Origin of the sequence: Exiguobacterium sp. s101, from assembly GCF_018617835.1 — a bacterium.
Taxonomy (GTDB): Bacteria; Bacillota; Bacilli; order Exiguobacteriales; family Exiguobacteriaceae; genus Exiguobacterium; species Exiguobacterium marinum.
Genome location: NZ_JACSKX010000002.1, coordinates 114851 through 133379 on the forward strand (window position 1 = coordinate 114851; position 18529 = coordinate 133379).

Consider the following 18529-nt stretch of genomic DNA (forward strand, 5'->3'; position numbering starts at 1 on the left):
AAATAGTCTCGGTTCGTCATCACTTCGGGTTGCAATCGCTTACGATGAACTCCATGCTACCTGTAACGATGCGCGGTTGATTGCTCACCGTTACGACGATGTGGTCGCCCTTCTCGAGCGGAACCCCATCTAACGTACCTGTCCCGTCGAGTACACTGATGAGACGGAAGCGGTCTAGCGGCTTGAGTGTGAACCCATCTGTGACATCCATCCGATAGACGTTGAACTCGTCCGTCTCGATCAATGTCTGAATCGTTCCACCCGTCACTTCTGTCGTCGTCGGATGGACGATTGACGGCGTATCCGGTACCGTCGTTACTTCAATCGCTTGAGCCAGGTGGAGCTCACGGATATTTCCCGCATCGTCTGTCCGATCAAAGTCATATACCTGATACGTCGTGTCTGAAGACTGTTGCGTCTCGAGGATGACAATCCCTTCCCCAATCGCATGGATTGTCCCGCTCGGCACGAAAATAAAATCGCCTGTCTTCACCGGTTGACGATGTAACAACGTGTCCCACTCACTGTCCGCAATCGCCTTTGCCAACTCTTCTTTCGTCTCCGCTGTATGACCGAGAATCAACTCTGCTCCGGGTTCGGCCTCGACGACATACCAACATTCCGTCTTTCCGTACGACTCCCCTTCTAAGCGGATCGCTTCCTCATCGTTCGGATGAACCTGGACGGAAAGGTCATCCGCCGCATCAAGCAATTTAACGAGAAGCGTGAAGCTGTCGAGTGTATAATCCCCGAAGAGATGGCGTTCCTTCTTCCATAGTTCAGCAAGCGTACGCCCCACGTACTCCCTAGAAGTGATGACACTCATCCCGTTCGGATGGTCCGAGATGCCCCAACACTCGCCGATGTTCCCTTTTGGAATGTCATATTCGAACATCGTTTCGAGCTTCCGTCCACCCCATGAATCCTCCTATTTTGATTTTTTATTTAATTGCATACCAATAGGACGCTCGTCATGAGCGTCCTATACATTATGCGTATACCGTTTCAAGTTGTATGACGACTTCTTCAACAGTTGTCGCTTCCTTTAATTTGTTACGGAACTCATCGTCAATGAGACGTCGGCTCAAGAGAGCAAGAATCCGTAGATGCTCATCCCCTTCTGACGCTTCCGGTACACCAATCATAAAAATCAATTTAGCCGGTTCGCCGTCAAGACTATCCCACTCAATCCCTTTCGGTGCTTTTGCGAAGGCAATGACTGGACGATTGACCGCATTCGTCTTTCCATGCGGAATCGCGACTTCAAAACCGATTCCCGTCGAACTGAGTGCTTCCCGCGCTTCAAGTGCCGTGACAAATGCAACACGATCATTCAAGTACCCGGCTTCGTCTAATTTTCGTGTCAATACTTCAAACGCTTCTTCACGTGACGTTGCCGCTAAGTCCACTTCAATCAATGTCTCTTCCATGTAGTACTACCGTTCGCAGCGATGTATCCTCCGACGATACCCAGTGCGAGGGCTGGACGATCTGCAATCGCATAAGCGATATAACCGGCTAGGATTGGAACCATGAACATGAAGGATGCCGCCCCCACGTCTAATACCTTCTGCCAAATCGAACCTTCTGGAATCGCAAGTCCGTTAGCTGTCGGTTCGCCTCCGATAGCGAGAGCAAGAGCAATCAACAGCCCTCCGACGACAAATGGAATCATGTGACTGACACCGTTCATGAGAGCTCGATAGACAATGTTTCCATCTTTCTCTTTCTTGACGTCCTTCACTGCTCCCTTTTGAATCGGAGCAGTTTTGATGCGTTCGATCAGTTCTGCCGGTTGTTTGATTGCCTCGGCGACCGGTACCACCACAACACGTTTCCCAGCGAAGCGTTCGAGGTCCACCGTCTTATCGGCGGCGATGATGACCCCGTCTGCCTCCTTGATTTCTTGTTCAGTCAATCCGTTCTCAATCCCGATTGATCCATGTGTTTCGACTTTGACGTCATGACCGAGTTCCGTGCCAGTCTTTGAGAGCTTCTCAGCCGCCATGTACGTATGCGCAATCCCGACTGGACAGGCCGTACTTTATTCGTATATGAAAGGGGTTTCAGATAACGTTTTGCCGTTGTCTACGGCAACAGCAAATTGCGGAACGTACGCGGGTCTTTCGACTCGACCAGTTCTCGGACAAGCTTCGGATTTTCTGTCAATGCGGCAATTTCTTCAAACAGATGTGTCGAAAAGGTTTGATCCGAATCTCGGAATTGAAGGAGGAAGATGAGCCGGACCTGTTCGTCTCCCCATGCAATCGGTGTGCGTAATACGAGCACATCGATTCGGTTCGTCGTCGCGAGCTCTGGGTCACCGTGTGGAATGGCGACGTTCTGCCCGATCGAGGTCGAACCATTCCGTTCTCGATTGTATACACTTTCAGAGTATCGTTCATCAATACTTGCCGTATTTATCAACACATGTAAGGCGTGTCCGCGTGACAAGATGTCATCAACAAATTGAACGTGTTCGACGAGAGATGCGATCGTTGCATAGAAGTTCCCATTCACACCGATTAGCTGTCTCAATTGGTTCACGTCTTGTTCGGTCAAGACAGCAGATACGACATGGACTGGAATCATTCGTTCATCTATGTGGACAGTCGATATAATCAAGTCCGGTTGATGCTCTTTGACCTGTTTCTCGAGCTCACGTAACGAAGAGTAGCCGACGATGTGAATCGAGTCGTGAAACTGATTGTGTAGCCGCGCTGCAATCAACTTGCTCGTTCCCATCCCATATGTACAGACTAAAAGGATTCGTTTCTTCTCCTGTCGCCGACGTTCTTCGAGCATCGTTTGGAAATGAAGCGTCAAAAACCCGACTTCATCTTCCGTGACATAGAGATCGAGCTCGTTCTCCAAGATGGAGGCATGTCGTAAGACGGCCGCGTAAGTGGCGGTGAAACGTCGCTTGATTTGATTGAGGAGCGGGTTTTGCACATACGCCTTGATCAGTTGGCGATACACCATCGGCCGGATATGAGCGAGGAGAGACCGATATAGCTCTCACTGTAAAGCACCCCCATAAATCGTTCCGTTCACGGCGAGGGCGAACCGGTTGGCGGCTCGCGCGACCTCTGGTGTGACATGATCTTCTGACGGATTGAATTCTTACGCGTCTGAGAGCGCTAGCATGAAGTAAGCCCGCTCTTCATTTGGAATCTTCATCCCGAGTGATTGTTCCCACGTATCCACCCGGCGCATCAGTATGACAAATTCGCGTGTTGCGCGTGCCATCTCAAGTCCTGATGGCGAGAGCATCACATAGGCGCGGCGGCGCATCCGCTTGAGCGCCACGAGAAGGCGCGCCCGCAAGAGTTCGGACGCCGTATCCGCATACTGTTTGTCGACCTCCTGCTCCCAATCAGTTAGAAACTCTTTGACGAGTCTCACGTCTTGCGCGTGGGCCTGAGGCGAACGCGTCTTCACCAAGAGCTGGGTCAATAGTTCCCGCCTAATGAGCTCCTCTCCCTCGACGCGGCAATGCCGGCGATCAAACGTTAAATGCGCATCCGTCAACATCTGTTCAATCGTATCGATGTCTTATTTGACCGTCGCCTCACTTATGTAGAATGTGCTGGCGATTGCGGCAGGTGAATTGATTTCGTCAAACAAGAGTCGGATGAGGATTTGTTCGACGCGCCCCTCGTCGTGCTCTGCCTCCTGCATCAGGACATAGTGGTTCTCGAGGAGCCGCACCCCTTTCCCACGACTCGTCTCAATCTGGACCTCGGACAGCTTCTCGAGCGTCCGCAGCTCGGTCCGCACCGTTCGCTCTGAACAGGGAAGCGCCCACGCGATATCCTTCGTCGACATCCACTCTTTATGTTGTAACAGCGCTAATAGCCTTTGTTGTCGTTCCGTCATCATGCATTCCATCTTTGGCAGTTTTCCACCAAAAGCATAGCATATTCGTTATAAACGCTTATACAAATTCTGTAAAGAACATTTGCTTTCAAATTGTTTCTTTATTTAAAAAATAAGAGTACAAGAAATGAGGTCCAATGAGATGGACTTCATTTCTTGTACTCAAAGTAGAAAAACAAGGTATCCAGTTTCTATTTACCACTTCCAACTCCCCCGCCAGTTTTTCTCTGGCAATCGTGGTGGGTTCGTCGCAATCTGTTTATTTGCTAAGATTTGCTCCGTGAAATGGAGGTGTTGCTCCCACATCTCTTCTCCTAGTTCATTGACGACTTCCTGTTTCGCTGCTCGCCAATTGAAATCGCGATGTTCTACATTATGAGCGTCTGACGCGATGATTTGACTCAAGGCGTTACTGATGAACGTAAGCGCCAGTTCCCGCACCTGTCTTCCGAATTGCCCCGTCAAACTGCTTGTCGTTACCTGCGACAATGCGCCAGCCGATACGAGATGATGCAATTTTTCAGGATGAAGCGCGAGTTCGCGATTCCGTTCAGGGTGCGCGATGACCGGAATGTAACCCGCCGTTTGGAGTTGAAAAAACAACGCTTCCGTGTACGCCGGTATGCTTTGACTCGGTAATTCCACGAGTACATAGCGAGACCTAGCGAGTGAATGTGCTTCCCCAGACTCAAGTGCTTTAACCAACTCCCCAAAAATCCGAATTTCTTGTCCGACGTATAAAGTTAATGAAATGCCTTCTTCGTCTAGTCGTTGCTGCAATTGTGCGACTTCTAGCGCCACATCGTGATGTCGTGTTTCAAAGTACGGATGATACGCATGAGGCGTCACGACAATCGATGTCACACCTTCTTCCACCGCGCGTCTCGCCAGTTGAAGTGACGCTTCGATTGTGCGTGGACCATCATCCACCTCAGGCAACAAATGACAATGTACATCAATCATGAGGGTTCACTCTCCAATGTGAGATTGTTTTAGCCAAACGTATTCATACGGGCGAAGCGTTACATTTGTCATCCGCTCTTCTGTAAAAAGACTCATCCCCTCACAGTCGGTTTGCACTGTCTCTTCACTCATATTCGTCAATAAGAGAAGCGTCTCATCTTTGTGCTGTCGTTTGACCGCAAAGATACGACGATCGAGACTCACCACTTCTTGACCTATATAAGGTGAGAATGCCGGGTGGAGTCGTTTGACGTTCAATTGACTCAATATGCCCTCATAGACACGAAGGCGGTTCGGATCACGCTTTAGCGCTTGAAGCAACTCGTCTTGCTCGATTGGTTGTGCCAATCCAAACAGTGTTCGGTAGTCAATCAACGGAATGCCCTGAAGCGAGAACAGCACACTGTGTGCAGCAAGAATCGCATCAGGTGTAGCATCCATTAAATTCTTCTCAAACGGGTCGCGTTCCGCTGAAGATAGGAAATTAAAATACGTTTTATCCGATGATAGTGGATGAACCTGTTTCACCCAGTCTGCCAACCTTGTCACATCCGACTGCGCAAACGCTAAGATTACATGACTAGATAAATCAAAATGACAGACGACATCCGCCTCTTGCTCGTACACGATAGAAGAATCGACTCGCTCATTGGCGACGACGAGTTGTGCATTCGGCTTATACGCATGCATGACCATTCTCCACAGCTTGAGGACTAGTTTAATTCGTTCTGGTTCGATTCCACGAAACGATTCCACGTGAACCCTGATTTTCGTCGCTCCGTACGCTAAACGTTCAATGAGTGCATCCGTTTCGGTGATCAGGTCAAATTGATGTTCGCTATACGCTTCAGGTACCATCTCGTACATGAGATCAAACTCATCCGTGAAACGCCCCAAATCTTCAAACAGTTGCACGCGCGAGTCGATGGCTGTATCATTTTGTCTCGTTTTGTATGGAAACAGTGAGACGAGATAGAGGTCACTCACTGTCGTTCGGACGTGATCCGCCAACAATTGATGGAGCGCCTCTAAATTGGCTCTTCCGTCCGTGAGGATAAAGCCTGCATCCACTAACAAGATATTTGTTTTTTCAGAAGGGTGCCCATGATCGTGCCAGTGATGATTCGACCACTTCTCGAACAATCGGTTCCAGTCTTGTCGTGCGGTGTCCCCGAGTTCATGGAGCACTTCTTCAATCGCTTCCCATTTCATGATTCATCCCTCCTTGGCATCTCTTTATTTCTCCCACTTTCTGTTCGGTTTGAAACAAAAAAACTGCCTGACCTTAGTCAGACAGCTCACTCCATCAATCGCTTCAATTCTTCCTGTAGGCCACTCAACGAGGTCTCGTCCGGATTCCAATAATAGATTCCATCCCCTTCTAAACCTCCTGTACCTTCTAGTCGTAAGACACTCGCATTACGAAATGCGTTCATATAGTCTGTCGACAAAGAGACGAATTCATTGAGTTCGATATTCGTCTTCGCTTGATTTCCGACGACATCGAGTAACGCAGTGACCTTGTCGAGAGAGAAGTCCGTCCGCCCCTGTTCGACGATGGCGGCGACGACGTCTCGCTGACGTTCTTGTCGTCCAAAGTCACCATTCGGATCATCATAGCGCATTCGGGTGTAAGCGAGCGCTGCTTCTCCATCTAACTTCACTTCACCGACAGGAAACGTAAATCCGTCTGTCGCAAAGGCGAATTTGTTCATGACCGTGATCCCGCCGAGCGCATCGACCACATCACTGAACGCTTCCATATCTGTTTCGATGACATAATCAATCGGGATATCGAGGAAGTTCTCGACCGTGTTCATGGCCATTTCGGCCCCACCAAATGCATAAGCATGATTGATTTTGTCACGTGTCCCCTTTCCGACAATCTCCGTCTTTGTGTCCCGAGGAATCGACAGCATCGCTCCTTCATCGAGTTCGGGGTTGAGCGTCAGGACGATGATTGAGTCACTCCGTCCTTGTTCGCTCCCCCGACGGTCAATTCCTAACAATAAAATCGAAACCGCTTTTTTTCGTTCGATTGTCTCCACTTGTTTACGTTCTTTGCTAATCTTTAAATTGTCATTCACTTGCGCAACCGTGTCATCGACTTCCTGTACCATCGACCAGACAAATGCTCCACCTGTAATGAGCAACAAGGCCATGACGCTTCCTACAACCATTAGTACGATTTTCCACTTTGATGGTTTACGTTGTTTCGCCACGTGGCCACACCTTCTTCCGTGAAATAGTACTATTTTATTCCCGGCGGTCGGGTTGTTTTAAAGTATGTTCACAAAAAATGATAGTCATATCTCCTCATTTGTCACGGAAAATGCGTCCTCTCCGGTTGACGTGTCATATGGTTCGACCAAGTAGCATTGATTTCCGCACCAATCAGCATCGTCGCAGCCGTCAAATAGAGCCAAATTTGCAGCAAGATGACCGCACCAATCGTGCCGTATGTGTCACCGAGGATTGAGAAACGTTCGACATAGATACTGTATCCGGTTGATAACAATTGCCACGAGATGACCGCAAACACGGCTCCCGGAATCGTTTCCATGAACCGCACACGCTGTTGTGGTGCGATTTTATAGAAAAGTGAGAATGCAATAATCAGGATGAGCGTTGAGACCGTATAGCGTGTCATCGTCGACAACCGGTCAAACTCTTCGACTTCAGGATAAAGAGCATAAATAAGTTGAACAAACTCCTGACCAAATAGATGAAAGACAATCAAGATGACGGCACCTATACTGCCTGCTAAAATCACGAGTAACCCAATCAACCGACGGAAAATGTAACCACGCGCCTCCGTTTCTCCATAAGCGAATACAGTCAGTTTGACGAGTCGCGCCGTCCCGTTCGAAGCAGACCAAAACGCGATAATCGCACTGACTGACAACAAGCCTCCGTTTAAATTCCCACTGACATCATAGACGACCGACAACAGCTCACGGACACTCGAACCTGGAATGAGCGTCTCAATCTGTTCGATGAGAAGTGCATCATCAATTTGAAACCATGCCATCACGGCAAAGAGGACAAAGAACGTCGGGAAGATGGCTAAAAACCAGAAGAAGGCCAGTGTCGCGCTATAGTCATTTATGTGATGATCTTTGAAGCGGTGCCTGACGTCCACCGCCAAACGAAACAAATTCTCTCCCATAGCTGCCCGCCTTTCAATAAAGTATTCATCTATATCATTCTACACCTCAATCAACCTGTCCTTTTGAGCAAGCTGTATTTCGGGTATGCCCTATAGAAGAGTAAATTTTAAAAATGGGGTGGAACGAATGGAAATCGGCATGATTGGACTTGGTAAAATGGGACTGAACCTGGCTCTGAATTTAACGGACAATGGACATCACGTCCATGGCTATGACCCGGGAAATGTGTCAACGAGTCAATTTGAAACAAAATCATCGCTAGAAGAAGTCGTTTCGGCGCTTCAGGCACCACGTGTCATCTGGGTGATGGTACCAGCTGGCGAAGTGACCGAGCATGTACTCAACGACTTGTATGACGCCCTCTCACCTGGTGATATCGTCATCGACGGAGGGAACTCGAACTATAAAGAGTCGATGCGGCGCGCCGACCATTTCAAAGAAAAACTCATATATTTCTTTGACGTCGGGACGAGTGGTGGCATGGAAGGAGCCCGTCACGGAGCGTGTACGATGATCGGGGGCGATATGGAGGCGTTCGGAAAAATCGAGCAACTCTTTCAAGACGTCTCGACCGACCAGGGATATCTTTACGCGGGGCCAAGCGGAAGTGGTCACTTCTTGAAAATGGTGCATAACGGGATTGAGTACGGGATGATGCAGGCGATTGCCGAAGGGTTCGAAGTGCTCGAAAAAAGCCCGTTCGACTATGAGTATGAGGATGTCGCACGCGTATGGAATCATGGATCGGTCATCCGTTCTTGGTTGATGGAGCTGACCGAAAGCGCATTTTCGAAAGATGCGAAGCTCGATGATATTCGAGGAGTCATGCATGCGTCAGGAGAAGGGAAATGGACAGTCGAAACGGCACTCGAGTATGACGTGCCGACACCGGTCATCGCCCTCTCTCTCATGATGCGACAACGTTCGCTACAAGACGACACGTTCTCAGGGAAAGTCGTCGCCGCGCTCAGGAATGAGTTCGGTGGGCATGCAGTGGAGAAGAAAGAGTAATACACGTTAATGAAGCCTCACCTGATTGAATCAAGGTGAGGCTCTTCTTTATAATCCAATCTCAGCAAAGTCAATGACTCGATCATCCACCATTTCTCCACTCCGATAATATTGAATATATATCTTACGGTTTATATAATTGATTTCATAATAGACACCTAATATAAATCGACATACGAAATCAGGTAAATTTTCACCATCGTATCGCCAATCTTCACCATAACTCGGTCGAGTCAACGCCATTAAGCGCTCTTTATCTTTAACAATTTCTTCTTCCTTTCTTAAACTTCTTTGCTCGACTTTTTTCATCTCAATGGCGATTAGATTATCCTGTTCCAAATCCTTCCCTCGACTGTGCACAATTAAATCACAATTGATATTCACTTTTTCGAATCGATCATTCCGGATTCTCTTACCCCTTCTTCCCACATTTCTATTGTATTCGACGTCTACATAATATCCTTCATAAAACTCATCGCCCTTAATTAAATCATTGATATTGATTTGGAGCTGACCACACATTGTCCTTTCAGAAACCCGACTTTCTAGTAACATGAGATGGTCATTTAGAAAGTTCCGATTTGCTTTCTCAAAGAGTTCAATCATTTGATAATATTGAGTCTTACTCGGAAAGGTGTTCATGGTTGTTCCTCCGTATGTTTTATTCCATCTTGTTTCCTTCTGCCGGGATTGGGTGTGCCTTCAACATGCGCGCAAAATGCACGAGATTATACGCCATCGTTTCCCCATGTGACTTCGTGAACTCGTTGTCGCGCCCGGCATCGATATATGAGTCACCTGGTCCTGCTTCCCCGACCCAATACGTGTCGACGTTCGGTGGCACGGTGAAGCCAATATGCGACAAAGCATAAAGAATGCCGGCACACGCATGTTTCGCCCCGTCTTCATTCCCCGTGACGACGACCCCACCGACTTTGTTGTAGTAGATCGCCTGTCCTAACTCGTTCGTCAGCCCGCTACCACCGTATAACCGTTCAATCACTTGTGTCGCAACGCTGCTCTTCTCACCGAGCCAAAGTGGTGTGCCGATGACGACGATGTCTGACTCTTTCACCTTCTCAAAAATCCGTGGCCATTCATCCCCGTTTCCTTCGTCCTCCGTCACCCCAAAAGAAACATTATAGTCGACGATGCGAACGATTTCTGATTCGACCCCGAGTAAATCGAAGTGTGGCAAGATATCACGAATCAACCCTTCCGTATGCGACGTCGTGTCGCCACCTTTTAACGTACAGTTCAAGAATAGAGCTTTCATCTAATCCCTCCTTCAAATGAGTCAACACAATTAGCTGTTCCCTTTCCAAAAGTTTTTATACCTGATTAAATCGGCCGTCATATACAAAATATCATCACACCCGTTCTCAACAAAAAAACACCCCGTCAAAGGAACAGGGTGTCCTCAGTCGTTCGGGATCGTGACCCCGTCAAATTGTTCATTGCGGCATAGCGTGATTGCTTGCATCGCCAACTTATAGTCTTCTTCCGGCAAGGCAATCAACTCGGTCGGAAGGACCCATTCTTTTGAGTTATACAGATGGATGACGAGCTTGGTGAGCACAAATTCTCGTTTATCGAACGTATTGTCATCGATGATGGTCGAGGTCCGGATCTTCCCTGCTTCTAAATCCATATAAGGAAGCAACCGTTCACGAACATGGGTGTTTCCCGCAATCACATACAGCGCGGCGAAATATTCTCGACCGGTACTGCCCGGATCCGTGAGCCGTTGTGCCAACCGTTTGAACTCGTTGTAGTGGTCGGAAGATAAAAAATCAATATGGTTCATCGGTCCACCTTCTCTCTCTAAGCCTCGCTTTGCTCTCAGGGTTTATAATTTCCACCTTTTTGTAGAAGTTAACCCTGTTTCACTCAAATTCGACGTAGCGAAATCGCTTCACTCATCTGCTGAAGAGAGGTGCGAGCCGCTTCACCGCGCCGCATCATGACGGTTGTGAACAGTGCGTCGACAAGACTGAGTTCAGCGATTCGAGAGACAAGCGCCTCCGAACGAAACGCCGTCTCTTGAGACACCGTGTAGAGTGATACGTCCGCAAATTTAGAAAGCGGTGACTTCGCATAGTTCGTAATCGCAATCATCGGTACACCCTTCTCTTTTAGGAGCTTTGCGATGTCGAGCGTCTCTTTTGAGGCACCGGAGTGCGAGATGACGACGGCTACGTCTTCTGTCGTCAATTGCGAAGCCGACATGAGTTGCATATGCGATTCAAGGATTGCGCTCACCTGAAGCCCACTCCGGACAAACTTATGATAGGCGTCCAGTGCGACGACGGCCGACCCGCCGCTCCCAAAAAATTCGATGCGACGTGCTGTGAGAAACAGCTCAATCGCTTTTTCGAGTGAAGACGCCTCTAAAATCTGACGAGTCGACTCAATCGTCTTCCCGTTCGTCGAAAAAATTTTTTCGGCAACTTCAAGCGCCGTGTCCATCTCCGTGATATCTTCATGAATATCTTGCAACGGTGCGACGACATCCGAGGCGAGGGCAATCTTTAACGCCTGGTAGCCCTTGAATCCGACCCGCTGACAAAAACGGAACACGGTAGATTCCGCCACGTCGAGGTCTTCTGCCACTTGATTGATTGTATGGTGGATAATTTTTTCGGGTTGTTTCAAGATATAGTCGGCAATGCGTTGTTCTTTCTTACTCAGTGTCGAATAGGCGCCACGGATGTGAGCCGTCCCGTTCATCTTTTCCATCAAGCATCACCCTTTCTCTTCTTCATCTAACGATACCGTTTCGAAAAAAATTCCGCAATGTGTGATTCATGCAAATGATTGACCCACCTTACAAAAGTAGGCAAGAAGCGTGATTCCCGAGTGTGCTACTCTAATAAAGCACTTTTTCATTCATTCTTTGTACCATTTGAAATTGAAAGGACTGTTTCTCATCGAACATCACCTGAGTAGCTCATATAACTTCCCACTCGTCATTCTTTCCATCGCTGTCGCCATCTTCGCTGCCGGTGTCGCTCTCGATATTAGCAGTCGTTTGAAATATGCGAAGCACGCCTCGCGACTCAGGTGGGTCGTCGCTGGTGCCTTCAGCCTCGGTCTCGGCATTTGGGCCATGCACTTCATCGGTATGCTGGCGTTTCACTTGCACGATGATGTGACGTACCATCTCGGCATCGTACTATTATCCATCGTGCCGGCCGTCGTCGCTTCCGGACTTGCCTTTTGGATGATCAGCCATCCGGAGACACGACCCATCCAGCTCGTCTTCGGTGCCTTCTTGATTAGCGTCGGCATCGTCTCCATGCATTACATCGGGATGGAAGCGATGCAAATGAACGCCATCCTCACATACGACCCCATCATGTGGATTGCATCTGCCATCGCCGCCTTCGTTGCGTCGCTCGTCGGACTATATATTCTCTTTTATATCCCAAACGTCTCAAGGTTTCATTGGCGCCGTCTAGCCAGTTCGGTCTTGATTGGGGTTGCCGTTTCTAGCATGCATTATGTCGGGATGGGCGCAGCCCGTTTCACCCCGATGGAAGGAGTCGCTCAGCCTTTGAGTGGCTATGCGATCGATCGCACCCTCCTCGCCTATGTCATCGCGGCGAGCGTCATGACACTATTCATCTTGATGTACATCTCGCTCCGGACGGCATCACAACTCGAGGCACAGTCGGAAGAACTAGAATTAAAATTCGAATCCATCATCGAATCTGCCTCCGATGCCATCATCGTCGCCGATCACAATCGCACCATCCTTCAGTGGAACCAAGGGGCGACCGACTTGTTCGGGTACACATCTAAAGAGGTGATTGGACAGTCGATGGCCACCATCATCCCAGAGCGCTTCCAAGAAGCGCACGAACGTGGCATGAAACGTTACGAGACAACGGGTGAAAAACGTGTGATCGGTCAAACAGTGGAACTCATCGGATTACGAAAAGATGGTGCCGAAGTACCGATTGAGATGTCTCTCGGGACATGGAAGACGGGAAAGGGCATCTTTTTCAGTAGCATCATCCGTGACATCAGTGAACGGAAACGAATCGAGGCACAAATCAACGACCTCGTCTATTTGGACCCGCTCACCGGTCTCCCGAACCGCCGCCTATTCAGTGATCGGCTTAATGCATTACTCGGTCAAGGCCAATCTGAACAATTCGCCTTGTTCTATATCGACTTGGACAATTTCAAAGTCATCAACGACCGCTTCGGTCATTCGATCGGCGACCATTTCTTGAAACAAGTCACGACCCGCCTCCAATCGACGATTCAAACATCGGACACGCTCGCACGTCTCGGTGGAGATGAGTTCATCATCTTGTCGCCGCATACGAAAAGTAACTTGGCGGCCCATCACGCCCAGGAGTTGATTAACGTCCTCCATCCTCCGTTCGAGCTTGAGAACGAGGAAGTGTTCACCGGTGCCTCGATTGGCATCAGCCTCCATCCGTCAGATGGAGACACGGCCGATGAGTTGATTAAAAACGCCGACATCGCCATGTATCGGGCAAAAGCAGACGGGAAAAATGGCTATCAGTTCTTCACCAATGAATTGAATGAGTCGGTGTCCCGTCGTTCGAACTTATCGATGGCACTCCGTAAAGGGCTCGGTCGTGGCGAATTCACTGTTCACTATCAACCTCAAATTCAGTTAGAATCGGAGACTGTTATTGGCATGGAAGCGCTCGTTCGCTGGAATCATCCAGAGTTCGGGATGATTTCTCCTGGGGAGTTCATTCCGATCGCTGAAGAGACAGGAAGTATCCACCGCCTCGGCGAGTTCGTCTTAAATGAGGCGTGTCGCCAAAATAAGGCATGGCAAGATGCAGGGATTCCTCCGTTCCGGGTCGCCGTCAATATCTCGGCCATCCAGTTTGCCCAGAAAGATTTACCGGAAGTCGTCAGTCGTGCTCTCGCCGCATCCGGTCTCGAGGCAGAGTATTTAGAACTGGAGTTGACAGAAAGCGTTATCCAAAGTGCAGACCGGGCCATCGAGACGATGCATGAACTCGTCGCCCTTGGGGTCCATCTCTCCATCGATGATTTCGGAACCGGGTATTCATCTCTCAGCTACTTGAAGCTGTTCCCGATTGATACGCTCAAGATCGACCAGCACTTCACGAAAAATATCGAGAGCGACGAGAAGGACGCGGCACTCGTCAAAACGATCATTCGGATGGCGCACGAGCTCGACTTGAACGTCATCGCAGAAGGTGTCGAAACAGCGCATCAAGTCGCCTTCCTGAAAGCCGAATCATGTAATCAGGCGCAAGGATATTTTTACAATCGTCCGTTGCCGGCTGAAGAAATCGAAGTCTTCTTCCAACAATATAAGAAAACATCATCGAGTTGATTCATTCGACCTCCATGACGGGGGTCGATTTTTTACTAGGATTTTGACGATTGCTGAGTCACACCGAGCAATGCGCACAGGTTACCCGACACCTCTCGATGATTGGAAAATTGTTGCCTGAAAATGACGAGCTATTTGAGGGATCTTTCGCCCATAGCTTTAAAACGATGAAGACGACACAATAAAAATGACCTCCGATGATTATCTCGGAGGTCATTTTACAAACATACGTTCGTTTTATAGTACAACGCAAACAAGCGCCTATATATTCGCTTTTTCTATTTTTAGTCTAGCAAATCCCGCAACATAAGTCTATTCTTTCTCTCCACGACCTCTTACATTAAAGAGAGACTCTTGAAAGGAGCATATCTATGGAATTATACCGTTGGGACCTCAATCTGAAAGTCCGCTTATTCGGCGAAGGCTTATTCAACCTCTTGTTTTGGATGTACTTTCCATTCATCACCGTCTATTTCGCCCGGACGCTCGGTGTTGAGCTAGCCGGACTACTCATGGCCGTGCCACCGTTGTTCCTGCTAGTCGGCAGCTTGATTGGCGGTTCGCTTGCAGATGAGATTGGTCGCCGCCCCGTCATGCTCGCCGGGACGTTCTCACAAGGTTTCCTATTCCTCGTTTTCGCTTTATCAACGAACGCCTATGTCGATTACATCACCTACATCAGCATCGGTTTTATGGGTGCCATCTACAAACCGGCCAGCTCGGCGATGGTCGCCGACCTCGTTCCGGCTGAACATTTACGAAATGTATTCGCGACGTTTATGGCTTCGAACAATATCGGTGCTGTTCTCGGTCCGCTTCTTGGTGCGGTCCTCTTTTTCGAGTATCGTCAGGCGCTCCTCCTCGGCTGCGCCCTTGTTCTTTTTGGTTACGGTGGTTTGCTCGCGGTTCTAACCAGTGAGACACGACCGGTCTCGACCGAGAAGACGGTCGCAACGACATTTTTCACCCAAGGGCGGTCGTATGCGACGATTTTGATTGACCCGCTTTTCCGCCTCTATCTGATTGCTGGCGTATTCGCCTTAATCCCAATCATGCAGCTAGACGTGTATTTACCTGTCTATTTGATTGAACAAACTCCGGCCACGTTCAACGTCTCGAATACAGTCTTATTCGGCTGGCTCGTCGCATATAACGGCCTCTTGTTCGTCGTCTTCATCATTCCTGTCACACGTGTGTTTCGGGCGTGGGACGAACGGCGTGTTTTACTATTGTCGACTTTCCTAGGAGGTTTCGGGACGTTTCTCGTCGCCTTCTCATCAAATATCTGGTACTTGCTCATCGTCACGACCATGTTCACGTTCGGGGAGCTGATTCGTTCTCCCGTCAGTCAGAGTTTCGTTAGTCACTATGCACCGATCGAGTCACGTGGACAATACCTCGCGACCGATACGCTCCAAAACACAATCGGCAAGTTCCTCGCACCGGTGACGGTATTTGCATCAGGATTTCTCTCCCCGCTCGCTGTGTTCACATTCATCTTGCTGTCGGCACTCATCGGTATGGGGCTGTATGCGAAGCTATTTGACAGGCTGAACCAAATGAAAGTTTCGTCTTAAGGTTACCGCAATCACTTTGTTACTAATCAACGCCTGTATCGCATTTCGGGAATTTTATTTAACAAAAGTAGGCGAGAATTCTCCCTCCTCTAAGCGTCTCGGGGCGAAGCTTAGCGTAGGTGGGAGATGAATCGTCCGGTCCAAACATCTTTTCCCCTTGTGACAGATATGACGAACAAAAGTTCGTGATTCCGTCAGATTTTCCATCCCCCTTCGCGGGTATCGGATGAGGAAGACATATCACGATCTGCTGGAGGGAGGAGGGACGGACATGCTGAAAGGCTACACATACAGGCTCCACCCGACGCCTGTACAGGCCGAGTTCCTAGTCCGGACGATCGGCTGCGCCCGATTCATCTACAACAAGCTACTCGAGGACCGCATCGCCATCCGCGAGGAGGCGAAAGCGGGAAGCGGAACGAGACGGAAACCGGCGACACCCGCCTCCTACAAGCCCCTGTTCCCGTTCCTCGCCGAGGCGGACAGCCTCGCGCTCGCGAACGCGAAGCTGAACCTCAACACCGCGTTCGCGAAGTTCTTCGCCGGGACGGGTGGCTTACCGGTGTTCAAATCGAGACGACGGTCGCGCGCCTCCTACACGACGAACAACCAGCATGGCACGATCCGCATCGAGGCGGGAAAAGTCCGGCTGCCGAAGGTCGGGTTCGTGCGGTTCACCCAACATCGCCCGTTCGAGGGCGTCATCCGGTCGGCGACGGTCTCGATGACCAAGACAGGCAAGTTCTTCATCTCCATCCTCGTCAAACAGGACGATGCACCATGGATCCCAGCCGAGAACAAGGTCGGAATCGATCTCGGTTTGGAACATTTCGCCGTCATGACGAACGACGCGATGGTATCGGAGAAAATCGAAAACCCACGTTTCCTTCGTAAGTCCGAAGCGAAGGTCAAGAAGGCGCAACGGGCGCTGTCGCGAAAGAAGATCGGAAGCAAGAATCGTGAAAAGGCCAAATTACTTTTAGCTAAGAAACACGAAAAGATTGCCAACCAACGCAAGGACTTCCTTCACAAACTGTCGAGACGGATCGTTGACGAGAACCAAATCATCGTCGTGGAGATATTGAAGTCGAAGGATATGATCCAAAACCATAAGCTCGCCAAGTCCATCGGGGATGTCAGTTGGTACGAGTTCGTCCGTCAACTCGAATATAAATCAAACTTCTATGGACGGACACTCATCAAGGCAGACCCTTGGTTCGCATCGATCCAGATCTGTTCCACTTGCGGAGTAAAAGGCGAGAAGAAGACGGTCGATGTCCGTGAATGGACGTGTGCCTGTGGCGCGCATCATGACCGTGACATCAACGCGAGCATCAACCTAGTGATGTTAGCCGACTGACAACCATTCAGGGCAGGGACTGCCCGACGAGCTTGGTCCATAACCGTGGCTGGTAAGAGCACGGTCTTCCCAAGAAGCTCCCCCTTCAATTTGTGAAGCAAATAAGTGGCGAGTAGTTCACTCTCAAAGATTGATCGTTCGTTCTTGTATCTATATAAGAGTGCCTGTCCGTCGTCCCGCCTACGAATTAAGCCGGGACGCTCTTTTTGCATTACTCGAAAAAAATTCCGCGATTCGACTTGTAAATCGAATTTATTTTGATATGATGGATGCAGAGACGGAAAAAAATTCTTTTTCAGAGGTGACAATATGGAAATTGGTTTGATTGGTTTAGGAAAGATGGGGTACAACTTGGCACTCAACTTAAGTGACCACGGACACACGGTCGTCGGGACGGACGTCGGGGACGTCACATCGGACGCGTTCACAATCGTGCCGACACTCGAGGATGTTGTTAGCAACTTGTCGACGCCACGTGTCATCTGGGCGATGGTCCCGGCCGGAGACGTCACAGAATCCGTGCTCGCCGAATTGTATGAGCGACTCGAACCGGGCGACATCGTCATCGACGGAGGAAACTCGAACTACAAACTATCGGTCGCACGCGCCGAACACTTTGCTGAGAAGGACATCAAGTTCTTCGACTGCGGGACGAGCGGTGGGACGGACGGTGCACGAAACGGTGCCTGTACGATGGTCGGGGGTGACGCGGACGCGTGGCCGACGATCGAACCGATCTTTAAAGACTTGTCTGTCGAGAACGGTTACCTCTATACAGGCCCTGCCGGAAGCGGTCACTTCTTGAAGATGATCCACAACGGAATCGAGTACGGGATGATACAGGCGATCGCAGAAGGATTTGACATCCTAGAGAAGAGCCCGTTCGATTACGACTACGAACAAGTCGCACGTGTCTGGAACCACGGCTCGGTCGTCCGTTCTTGGCTCATGGAGCTCACAGAGAATGCTTTCAAGAAAGATGCGAAGCTTGATGAGATTCGTGGGGTCATGCATTCGTCCGGTGAAGGAAAATGGACGGTCGAGACAGCACTCGAACTTCAGGCAGCGGCACCGGTTATCGCCCTTTCGCTCATGATGCGCTACCGTTCACTCGAAGATGACACGTTCTCTGGAAAAGTCGTCGCCGCGCTTCGCAATGAGTTCGGTGGCCACGCGGTCGTCAAGAAGTAAGGAATGTTTGAAAAGGTCACGG

The 18529-nt window shown here is 49.5% G+C and carries 18 protein-coding genes and 3 pseudogenes; 5 read left to right on the forward strand and 16 right to left on the reverse strand.

Going from position 1 to position 18529, the window contains the following annotated elements:
• Positions 1–19: 19 nt before the first annotated feature.
• The 12 genes and pseudogenes from KNO76_RS14225 to KNO76_RS02755 form a co-directional block, all read right to left on the reverse strand.
• Complete coding sequence (locus KNO76_RS14225; RefSeq protein ID WP_353047866.1) at positions 20–493, reverse strand: class I mannose-6-phosphate isomerase; 474 nt, start codon at positions 491–493, stop codon at positions 20–22.
• A 165-nt stretch (positions 494–658) separates the two neighbouring features.
• A pseudogene (locus KNO76_RS14230) lies at positions 659–910 on the reverse strand (type I phosphomannose isomerase catalytic subunit); the annotation flags it as partial.
• Between the two features lie 79 nt (positions 911–989).
• On the reverse strand, positions 990–1430 hold the full coding sequence (locus tag KNO76_RS14135) for a PTS sugar transporter subunit IIA (RefSeq protein WP_285800422.1): 441 nt from the start codon (positions 1428–1430) through the stop codon (positions 990–992).
• Positions 1431–1435: 5 nt separating this feature from the next.
• Positions 1436–2008 (reverse strand): annotated as a pseudogene (locus KNO76_RS14140) (PTS fructose transporter subunit IIBC); the annotation flags it as partial.
• An 80-nt stretch (positions 2009–2088) separates the two neighbouring features.
• Positions 2089–2805, reverse strand: a complete 717-nt coding sequence (locus KNO76_RS02725; protein WP_285800428.1) for a PTS sugar transporter subunit IIA — start codon at positions 2803–2805, stop codon at positions 2089–2091.
• A gap of 15 nt (positions 2806–2820) precedes the next feature.
• Positions 2821–3003, reverse strand: a pseudogene (locus tag KNO76_RS14145) (PRD domain-containing protein); the annotation flags it as partial.
• Positions 3004–3123: 120 nt separating this feature from the next.
• Complete coding sequence (locus KNO76_RS02730; protein ID WP_214882291.1) at positions 3124–3534, reverse strand: PRD domain-containing protein; 411 nt, start codon at positions 3532–3534, stop codon at positions 3124–3126.
• Positions 3535–3555: 21 nt separating this feature from the next.
• On the reverse strand, positions 3556–3891 hold the full coding sequence (locus tag KNO76_RS02735) for an HTH domain-containing protein (protein WP_214882293.1): 336 nt from the start codon (positions 3889–3891) through the stop codon (positions 3556–3558).
• A gap of 183 nt (positions 3892–4074) precedes the next feature.
• Positions 4075–4842, reverse strand: coding sequence for a tyrosine-protein phosphatase (locus tag KNO76_RS02740; protein ID WP_214882296.1), 768 nt, complete (start codon positions 4840–4842; stop codon positions 4075–4077).
• Positions 4843–4848: 6 nt separating this feature from the next.
• Positions 4849–6054, reverse strand: coding sequence for an alpha-amylase family glycosyl hydrolase (locus KNO76_RS02745; RefSeq protein WP_214882298.1), 1206 nt, complete (start codon positions 6052–6054; stop codon positions 4849–4851).
• A gap of 86 nt (positions 6055–6140) precedes the next feature.
• Positions 6141–7064, reverse strand: a complete 924-nt coding sequence (locus tag KNO76_RS02750) for an LCP family glycopolymer transferase (protein ID WP_214882301.1) — start codon at positions 7062–7064, stop codon at positions 6141–6143.
• A 101-nt stretch (positions 7065–7165) separates the two neighbouring features.
• Entirely contained in the window at positions 7166–8011 is an 846-nt protein-coding gene (locus KNO76_RS02755; RefSeq protein WP_214882303.1) for a YihY/virulence factor BrkB family protein, read from the reverse strand.
• A gap of 85 nt (positions 8012–8096) precedes the next feature.
• On the opposite strand from KNO76_RS02755, the gene gnd (KNO76_RS02760) reads away from it, so the two are divergent.
• Positions 8097–9023, forward strand: a complete 927-nt coding sequence (gene gnd / locus KNO76_RS02760; RefSeq protein WP_274356607.1) for a phosphogluconate dehydrogenase (NAD(+)-dependent, decarboxylating) — start codon at positions 8097–8099, stop codon at positions 9021–9023.
• Between the two features lie 48 nt (positions 9024–9071).
• On the opposite strand, the gene KNO76_RS02765 is transcribed toward gnd (KNO76_RS02760), so the two are convergent.
• The 4 genes from KNO76_RS02765 to KNO76_RS02780 form a co-directional block, all read right to left on the reverse strand.
• The gene (locus tag KNO76_RS02765) at positions 9072–9665 is read right to left on the reverse strand and encodes a hypothetical protein (RefSeq protein WP_214703225.1); all 594 of its coding nucleotides are present in this window, start codon (positions 9663–9665) and stop codon (positions 9072–9074) included.
• 19 nt (positions 9666–9684) lie between these two features.
• A complete protein-coding gene (locus tag KNO76_RS02770; protein ID WP_214882306.1) occupies positions 9685–10299 on the reverse strand; it encodes a flavodoxin family protein in 615 nt (204 codons plus the stop codon).
• A 144-nt stretch (positions 10300–10443) separates the two neighbouring features.
• Positions 10444–10830, reverse strand: coding sequence for a hypothetical protein (locus KNO76_RS02775; protein WP_012727263.1), 387 nt, complete (start codon positions 10828–10830; stop codon positions 10444–10446).
• An 83-nt stretch (positions 10831–10913) separates the two neighbouring features.
• Positions 10914–11762, reverse strand: a complete 849-nt coding sequence (locus KNO76_RS02780) for a MurR/RpiR family transcriptional regulator (RefSeq protein ID WP_214703223.1) — start codon at positions 11760–11762, stop codon at positions 10914–10916.
• Between the two features lie 109 nt (positions 11763–11871).
• Here KNO76_RS02780 and KNO76_RS02785 point away from each other — a divergent pair, with 109 nt between their 5' ends.
• From KNO76_RS02785 to gnd (KNO76_RS02800), 4 genes are all read left to right on the forward strand, one after another.
• Positions 11872–14379, forward strand: coding sequence for an EAL domain-containing protein (locus KNO76_RS02785; protein WP_353047859.1), 2508 nt, complete (start codon positions 11872–11874; stop codon positions 14377–14379).
• A 371-nt stretch (positions 14380–14750) separates the two neighbouring features.
• Complete coding sequence (locus tag KNO76_RS02790) at positions 14751–15956, forward strand: MFS transporter (protein ID WP_214882308.1); 1206 nt, start codon at positions 14751–14753, stop codon at positions 15954–15956.
• Between the two features lie 271 nt (positions 15957–16227).
• Positions 16228–17316, forward strand: a complete 1089-nt coding sequence (gene tnpB / locus KNO76_RS02795) for an IS200/IS605 family element RNA-guided endonuclease TnpB (protein ID WP_214882310.1) — start codon at positions 16228–16230, stop codon at positions 17314–17316.
• Positions 17317–17625: 309 nt separating this feature from the next.
• Positions 17626–18507, forward strand: a complete 882-nt coding sequence (gene gnd, locus KNO76_RS02800) for a phosphogluconate dehydrogenase (NAD(+)-dependent, decarboxylating) (protein ID WP_214882313.1) — start codon at positions 17626–17628, stop codon at positions 18505–18507.
• Positions 18508–18529: the final 22 nt, after the last annotated feature.

What these genes read in the sequence shown, in the direction of transcription:
- KNO76_RS02740 (WP_214882296.1), bottom strand. Translation starts at nt 4,842, where the DNA reads ATGATTGATGTACATTGTCATTTGTTGCCTGAGGTGGATGATGGTCCA.
- gnd (WP_274356607.1), top strand. Translation starts at nt 8,097, where the DNA reads ATGCCCTATAGAAGAGTAAATTTTAAAAATGGGGTGGAACGAATGGAA.
- KNO76_RS02730 (WP_214882291.1), bottom strand. Translation starts at nt 3,534, where the DNA reads ATGTTGACGGATGCGCATTTAACGTTTGATCGCCGGCATTGCCGCGTC.
- KNO76_RS02790 (WP_214882308.1), top strand. Translation starts at nt 14,751, where the DNA reads ATGGAATTATACCGTTGGGACCTCAATCTGAAAGTCCGCTTATTCGGC.
- KNO76_RS02735 (WP_214882293.1), bottom strand. Translation starts at nt 3,891, where the DNA reads ATGGAATGCATGATGACGGAACGACAACAAAGGCTATTAGCGCTGTTA.
- KNO76_RS02725 (WP_285800428.1), bottom strand. Translation starts at nt 2,805, where the DNA reads ATGCTCGAAGAACGTCGGCGACAGGAGAAGAAACGAATCCTTTTAGTC.
- gnd (WP_214882313.1), top strand. Translation starts at nt 17,626, where the DNA reads ATGGAAATTGGTTTGATTGGTTTAGGAAAGATGGGGTACAACTTGGCA.
- KNO76_RS02775 (WP_012727263.1), bottom strand. Translation starts at nt 10,830, where the DNA reads ATGAACCATATTGATTTTTTATCTTCCGACCACTACAACGAGTTCAAA.
- KNO76_RS02780 (WP_214703223.1), bottom strand. Translation starts at nt 11,762, where the DNA reads ATGGAAAAGATGAACGGGACGGCTCACATCCGTGGCGCCTATTCGACA.
- KNO76_RS02770 (WP_214882306.1), bottom strand. Translation starts at nt 10,299, where the DNA reads ATGAAAGCTCTATTCTTGAACTGTACGTTAAAAGGTGGCGACACGACG.
- KNO76_RS02745 (WP_214882298.1), bottom strand. Translation starts at nt 6,054, where the DNA reads ATGAAATGGGAAGCGATTGAAGAAGTGCTCCATGAACTCGGGGACACC.
- tnpB (WP_214882310.1), top strand. Translation starts at nt 16,228, where the DNA reads ATGCTGAAAGGCTACACATACAGGCTCCACCCGACGCCTGTACAGGCC.
- KNO76_RS02765 (WP_214703225.1), bottom strand. Translation starts at nt 9,665, where the DNA reads ATGAACACCTTTCCGAGTAAGACTCAATATTATCAAATGATTGAACTC.
- KNO76_RS14135 (WP_285800422.1), bottom strand. Translation starts at nt 1,430, where the DNA reads ATGGAAGAGACATTGATTGAAGTGGACTTAGCGGCAACGTCACGTGAA.
- KNO76_RS02755 (WP_214882303.1), bottom strand. Translation starts at nt 8,011, where the DNA reads ATGGGAGAGAATTTGTTTCGTTTGGCGGTGGACGTCAGGCACCGCTTC.